We start from the raw sequence: 6,335 nt of genomic DNA on the forward strand, positions 1-6,335 counted from the left end.
CTTGAGGACTTATCTCGTGTCCAACGTCGTTGCCGATCATCTGGTTTTGCTCGACCACCTGCGCAGTATCCTGGTCGCCGTAGGTGAGGCCGATCAGGTTCCCGAAGAAAGCCATGCCCTGTTCCTGGAGCGTTTCGACGAACTGCTGGCATCCCTGCCGATCGAGCCGATCGAAAGCCAATACCTGGGCCAGGACATCCTGACTCAAGTGATTACCCGTTACCCGCAAATTGCCCACCTGATCCCGCGGGATCTGCTGTGGTTCTTCGCCGGCGACTGCCTGCACTACCTGTCCGACGAAGAAATCGACATGTATCAGGCGCTGGAAGAACGCCGCTACGAAGCCGAACAGAACGACGAACCGTTCGACTGGAACCAGGAAAAACAGCTGCTGGCGATGTCCGCCCAGGACAGCAAGCACTGATTTTCGCCCGATAAAAAAGGCCCGCATGGTGATCCATGCGGGCCTTTTTCATGGGGTCAGAGCAACCCTTCACTCTCGGGCAATTCGTACTCGGCCAACGGTTTTGAACCGCCGGACTTTCCCGGCTTGCTCAGGGTCGGCTCTTTCTCCAGACACTCCACCAGATAGTCGATGAACACCCGCAACTTCGGCGGCAGATAGCGCGTCGGCGAGTGCAGCAACCACAATCCGCCGTGGTACGACGCCAGGAATGTCCAGTCCGGCAGCACCTGCACGATCAGCCCCTGCTCCAGGGCATAACGCGCGGTGAAATACGGCAGGCTGCCAATGCCGATGTGCTGCAACACGGCGCCCAGACGCACGCCGGTGTGATTGGCGGCATACCGCCCGCGCACGCCGACGGTGACGGCCTTCGTGCCTTTCTTGAATTTCCAGCGCGCATCGCTCGGGGTTTCGCCCAGGTAAATGCAACTGTGGTTGAGCAAGTCGTGGGGATGAGTTGGCGTCCCGTGTTCGGCCAGGTATTGCGGCGTGGCGCAGAGCAAATGGTCGATGGTCAGCAGTTGTCGCCCCACCAATCCGGCCGGTGGACGATCCGTGATGCGAATAGCCAGATCGACATGGTCGTCGATCAGATCGACCTGGCGGTCTTCCAGCAACAGCTCCACATCTACCTTCGGGTAGCGCCGCAGAAACTCCGGCATGTGCGGATGGATCACGAATCGCCCCACCGCTTTCGGCACGCTGACCCGCACCAGACCTTCGGCTTCGTGAGTGAACTGGCCGCTGATCTCCATCACCGACTTCGCCGCGCTGACCATTTCCTGGCAACGCTTGAACACCTCTTCCCCGCCATCGCTCAAGCGCAGTTTGCGTGTGGTGCGTTGCAGCAGCCGCGTGGCCAGCGCCTTCTCCAGCCGGGAAATGCTGCGGCTGACTGCCGACGGCGATGAGCCCAATTGGCGAGCGGCTTCGGAGAAGCTGCCGGTCTCGACGACCTTGACGAAAATCGCCATTTCACCGAGCAGCGGCAGCGGGAGATTTATGCTCACAGCGCAACAGTCCTTTGATGTTTGAACGGATTATCACGTTATTGCACGATTCATATAATTAAAAAAGAAACTTTAATAAGGGCATGGAATATGACGCTTCGCCTCTTTTTCCATAGTGATGACCTCAAGGCCAATGTGGAAGTCCTCGACTGCACGCCCCACGAGAACGAATTCGCCGTTGTGTTGCGCGCCACGCTTTTTCATCCTCAGGGCGGTGGCCAACCCTGTGATACCGGCTGGATTGGCGACAGCCAGGTTATGCGGGTCGTCCAGGAACCGGACCGGATCATTCATTTCGTCGATCAACCGGTGCCGCTGGGCATGACCCAGATTCGCGTCGACGAAGAACGTCGCCATTTCAACACCCGCATGCACTCTGCTGGGCATTTGATCGGCCACTTTGTCCAGGCCATGGGCTGGATGCCGATCAAGGCCCACCACTGGCCGGACGAAGGCCGGGTGCAGTTCAAGCCCGGAGATTCGGCCCAGGAAGTCGATGCACAAATCGTTCAATACGGCATCGGGCAATGGATCGAACACGATCTGCCACGCCTGACGTCCCTGCGCGAAGGCGCGCGGGAAATCGGTTTCGGTGAACTGCCAGCCTATGGCTGTGGTGGCACCCATGTACGCAGCCTGAAGGATCTGGGCACAGTCACGATCGCGTCCCTTTCGCAGAAGAAAGGCACGTTGTCCGTCCACTACAGCGTGGATTGAGGATTTCGGGCGCTGCCAGATGCAGCGTCCGACGCCGGGGGAACCGCGTTCGCCGGTTCCGTTGACTATTCGATAGATGGACCTGAAACCATGATGCTTGACGTCGAGCGTCTCGATGAGACGTGCATAAAAAAACTGGCCAACGAAGAAGTCCTCGCCATCCGCGTCAAAGGCTTTCTGCCCCAGGCGCAGGCGATCCAGATTGGCGACAAGATCCTCGCCCCGGGCTTCGAGGGCTACATCAATGCGCCCAGCATCGGCCGCATCGGCATGGCGTTCTACGAAGCGGAAAACCAGCCGCTGCTGATCGAAGACTACTTCGAGCGCGCCACCAGCAACATTGCCGAACTGCGTAACCGCTGCGCGCCCTACTCGTCGCCGGTCGACACATTGCGCTGCATGCTCGACGAATCCTGGCCCGCAGGCGCCCATCTGGAAAACCTCTACGGTCGCAAGATGTATGTCGGCCTGTCCCGGGTAGTGAAACCGGGCGTGTGCTTCCTCGCCCATCACGACATCTTCGCCAAGGACGCCCCGGAGAGTTTCCAGGCCCGCAGCCTCGAGGCGCAGTTCGCCTGCAACGTCTACCTGAACATGCCGACCGAGGGCGGCGCGTTACAGATGTGGGAAGACGACATCTCGCCGGACCAGTTCGATGAAATGCGCGGCGACAGCTACGGCATCGACCCGGCACTGCTCGGCCCGCCCGCCCTCGAAGTTCGCCCGGAACCGGGGGATTTCATCATGTTCAATTCGCGTCGCATGCACTCGGTAACGCCGGGCGTGGCCGATCCGCGCTTGAGCCTTTCGTTTTTTGTCGGCTATCGCGGCAATGCTTCACCCCTGACTTTCTGGAGCTGAAATGACATCGAATTACCTGGGCGAGTTTCTGGCGCTGGCCACCATCCACTTTCTGGCCGTGGTCGCTCCCGGACCGGACTTCGCCGTGACCATCCGCCAGAGTGTGCGTTTCGGTCGACTGGTCGGCATCTGCACGGCATTGGGCATCGGTGCGGGAATTTCCGTGCACGTGCTGTACACCCTGCTGGGCGTCGGCGCCTTGATGCACACCACGCCCTGGCTGCTGACAGTCGCCAAAGTGGTCGGCGGTGCTTACATTCTTTATCTGGGCGTCAGCCTGATCCGCAGCAAACCGAAGACGGCACTGGAAGGCGAAAAAACCAGCGATGAACCGCTGGTTGAGCAATCGCTGTTCAAGGCGTTCTCCACCGGTTTCCTGACCAACGCCACCAACCCCAAGGCCACGCTGTTTTTCCTGGCGATCTTCACCACAATCATCAGCGCCAGCACACCGCTGCAAATCCAGGCCCTGTACGGACTGTGGATGTGCGGGGTGAATGCGTTGTGGTTCGTGATCGTCGCGCTGTTCTTTTCCAGCAGCAAAGTGCGCGTGCTGTTCATGCGCATGGGCCACTGGTTCGAGCGCAGCATGGGGGTGATTCTGATCCTGTTTGCCGGGCGTCTGGTGTTGTCGATGTAAGCGCATTGATCGGAGAAGCCCGATCCAGACGGACTGGACGGGCTTTTTCATTTCTGCGCCGCTTTTGCATTTCTGTGCGACGCGTCCCACTTCGGGGGCTCCCCTATCACTCGCTGGTGGTGTTAGTTTGCGAAACCGTCTGACGCTTCGATCAGACACCTCCTACTCACTGCCTGCAAAGGAATGCCCTTAGCAATGGACTTTTCACTCAAGCAACTGGCCGCGTCGACATTGATTCTGGCCAGCCTTTCGTCCGTCACACTGCCAGCCCACGCCAACCTTACCGAGCAGCAGAGCGCGACCATCCTCAAGACCTTCAACGAGGTAAAGGTCAGTGATTTCAGAGCGTTTCTCGGCGATCTGGCCAAGAACGACCTGAGCAAGACCGACGAACTGCGCCCGGCCATCAGCGCCTTCCTCGACAACAAGACGCTGACCGCCGAACAGCAAAACGAGATCCATCGCCTGCTCGGCCTCTACACCCGCGTGAAGTACGGCAAAGCCGCGCTGGAAACCCTGCGTGAACTGGTGGAAATCCCGACCTTCCGCAAGGACGGTGTCGATCAGCACGACAACCCCGAATTCATCAAGATCGCCGGCAAGATCAAGGATCTGGCCGAGTCTTTCGGCCTGAACTACCGCAACATCGACAACCGCGTTTACGAAATCTCCCTCGACGGCAGCGGCAAGGACGTCGTCGGCATTCATGCGCACGCCGACGTGGTGCCGGTAACGCCGGAGAACTGGGTGCTGAAGGACGGCACCAAACTTGATCCGTTCAAGGTCACCCTGATCGGCGACCGCATGTACGGCCGTGGGACCGAGGACGACAAGAACGGCATCGTCGTGACGCTGTATGCCATGAAGGTGATCAAGGAAGAGAAGCTGCCGCTGGCACGCAATTTCAAACTGCTGGTGGACACCACCGAAGAAACCACCGGCGATGCGATTCCTTACTACTTCGAACGCAACCCGACGCCGGAGTACAACCTGGCACTGGACGGTGGCTACCCGGTGGTGATTGCCGAGAAAGGTTACGGCACGGTCATGGCCAAGTTTGCCAAGCGTAAAGCCGAGGGCAAAGGCGCGGAAATCACCTCGATGACCGGCGGCCTGGCGACCAACCAGATTCCATCGGTTTCGGTCGTCACCCTGGTGACCGACAAACCCGCCGAGCTGGCGGCCAGCCTGCAAAAGGCCGGCGCTGAATACGCCAAGCGCAATGGCGGCGATTTCGAAGTGAACGCCAAGGTCGATGGCAAAGACGTCAAACTCACCGTCACCGGTGTTTCTGCGCACTCGTCCGAGCCTGAATCCGGCGTCAACCCGGTCGCCCGCATGCTCGACTTCATTCACAGCGTTGACGGCAAGATCGCCTTCAAGCACAACCACATCACCGACGCTGCGCACTACGCCGCCGACAACTGGGGCCTGGACTACAAAGGCGGAAAACTGGGCGTCGGTTTCGCCGATGACTTCATGGGCCCGCTGACCACCTCCCTGACCTACGTCGGCATGGACGACAAAACCTTCAAACTCGCGGTCAACCTGCGCGTGCCGAAGGGCAAGTCGCCGGAAGTGCTCAAGACAGAAATCGCCGACAAACTGGCAGCCTGGAGCAAGAAAAACCATGTCGCGGTGAACTTCGACTATTCGATCGCCGAACCGATGTACCGCAACCCTGAAGGCGAGTGGGTCAAGGCGCTGCTGGCCGTGGCCACCGAAAACCTGGGCATGAAACACGAATTCGGCACCTCGGCCGGCGCCACCTCGGTGCATGAACTGCCGAACGGTGTGCAATTCGGCCTGGCACGACCGGAGGTCAAATACACCGGTCACACCGATGGCGAGTTCAAGACCGTTGACCAGTTCCTGCTGGACCTGCAGATCGTCACCGAAATGATGGGCCGCATCGGGCAATTGCCGAAGCTCTGATCGCGTATCGGGCCTGCCACATTGGCGGGCCCACAAAAAAAGGACCTCGCGGTCCTTTTTTTATTGCGCGACAAAAAGCGCACAAACAAAAACGCCGCTCATCACTGAGCGGCGTTTTTGTGAATATGGAGCGGGAAACGAGACTCGAACTCGCGACCCCGACCTTGGCAAGGTCGTGCTCTACCAACTGAGCTATTCCCGCAATGGCGTCCCCTAGGGGACTCGAACCCCTGTTACCGCCGTGAAAGGGCGGTGTCCTAGGCCACTAGACGAAGGGGACAGGCTACAACTTTCACTAATAAAAACGCCGCTCTTTGCAAAGCGGCGCTTTTTGAATTTGGAGCGGGAAACGAGACTCGAACTCGCGACCCCGACCTTGGCAAGGTCGTGCTCTACCAACTGAGCTATTCCCGCAAATGGCGTCCCCTAGGGGACTCGAACCCCTGTTACCGCCGTGAAAGGGCGGTGTCCTAGGCCACTAGACGAAGGGGACAGGCTACAACTTTCACTAATAAAAACGCCGCTCTTTGCAAAGCGGCGCTTTTTGAATTTGGAGCGGGAAACGAGACTCGAACTCGCGACCCCGACCTTGGCAAGGTCGTGCTCTACCAACTGAGCTATTCCCGCAATGGCGTCCCCTAGGGGACTCGAACCCCTGTTACCGCCGTGAAAGGGCGGTGTCCTAGGCCACTAGACGAAGGGGACA

General features: G+C 59.1%; 6 protein-coding genes and 6 tRNA genes. 5 read left to right on the plus strand and 7 right to left on the minus strand.

Translation table 11 applies throughout. The features are described 5' to 3' along the window. Positions 1-16: 16 nt before the first annotated feature. Positions 17-424 (plus strand): PA2817 family protein, encoded by a 408-nt coding sequence (locus AC1RT4_RS25760; protein WP_007950758.1) that lies wholly within the window; start codon positions 17-19, stop codon positions 422-424. 56 nt (positions 425-480) lie between these two features. On the opposite strand, the gene AC1RT4_RS25765 is transcribed toward AC1RT4_RS25760, so the two are convergent. Further along, positions 481-1,476: a LysR family transcriptional regulator gene (locus AC1RT4_RS25765; protein ID WP_064598590.1), complete on the minus strand. Its 996-nt coding sequence runs from the start codon at positions 1,474-1,476 to the stop codon at positions 481-483. A gap of 90 nt (positions 1,477-1,566) precedes the next feature. Here AC1RT4_RS25765 and AC1RT4_RS25770 point away from each other — a divergent pair, with 90 nt between their 5' ends. From AC1RT4_RS25770 to AC1RT4_RS25785, 4 genes are all read left to right on the plus strand, one after another. Next, complete coding sequence (locus AC1RT4_RS25770; RefSeq protein ID WP_493088829.1) at positions 1,567-2,193, plus strand: alanyl-tRNA editing protein; 627 nt, start codon at positions 1,567-1,569, stop codon at positions 2,191-2,193. A gap of 90 nt (positions 2,194-2,283) precedes the next feature. Next, a complete protein-coding gene (locus tag AC1RT4_RS25775) occupies positions 2,284-3,054 on the plus strand; it encodes a 2OG-Fe(II) oxygenase (protein WP_221533174.1) in 771 nt (256 codons plus the stop codon). Between the two features lies 1 nt (position 3,055). Next, positions 3,056-3,694 carry a LysE family translocator gene (locus tag AC1RT4_RS25780; protein WP_064383517.1) on the plus strand — a complete coding sequence of 213 codons (639 nt, stop codon included), beginning with the start codon at positions 3,056-3,058 and terminating at the stop codon, positions 3,692-3,694. A gap of 195 nt (positions 3,695-3,889) precedes the next feature. Next, the gene (locus AC1RT4_RS25785) at positions 3,890-5,629 is read left to right on the plus strand and encodes a dipeptidase (protein WP_493088832.1); all 1,740 of its coding nucleotides are present in this window, start codon (positions 3,890-3,892) and stop codon (positions 5,627-5,629) included. Between the two features lie 126 nt (positions 5,630-5,755). Here AC1RT4_RS25785 and AC1RT4_RS25790 read toward each other — a convergent pair. The 6 genes from AC1RT4_RS25790 to AC1RT4_RS25815 form a co-directional block, all read right to left on the minus strand. Next, a tRNA-Gly gene (locus tag AC1RT4_RS25790) sits at positions 5,756-5,831 on the minus strand. Positions 5,832-5,833: 2 nt separating this feature from the next. After that, positions 5,834-5,909 (minus strand) — tRNA-Glu (locus AC1RT4_RS25795). Positions 5,910-5,967: 58 nt separating this feature from the next. Beyond that, a tRNA-Gly gene (locus AC1RT4_RS25800) sits at positions 5,968-6,043 on the minus strand. 3 nt (positions 6,044-6,046) lie between these two features. Then, positions 6,047-6,122 (minus strand) — tRNA-Glu (locus AC1RT4_RS25805). 58 nt (positions 6,123-6,180) lie between these two features. Next, positions 6,181-6,256: transfer RNA gene (locus AC1RT4_RS25810), tRNA-Gly, on the minus strand. Between the two features lie 2 nt (positions 6,257-6,258). Next, a tRNA-Glu gene (locus AC1RT4_RS25815) sits at positions 6,259-6,334 on the minus strand. Position 6,335: the final 1 nt, after the last annotated feature.

The sequence above is a fragment of the Pseudomonas sp. GW821-FHT11D10 genome (assembly GCF_058808435.1).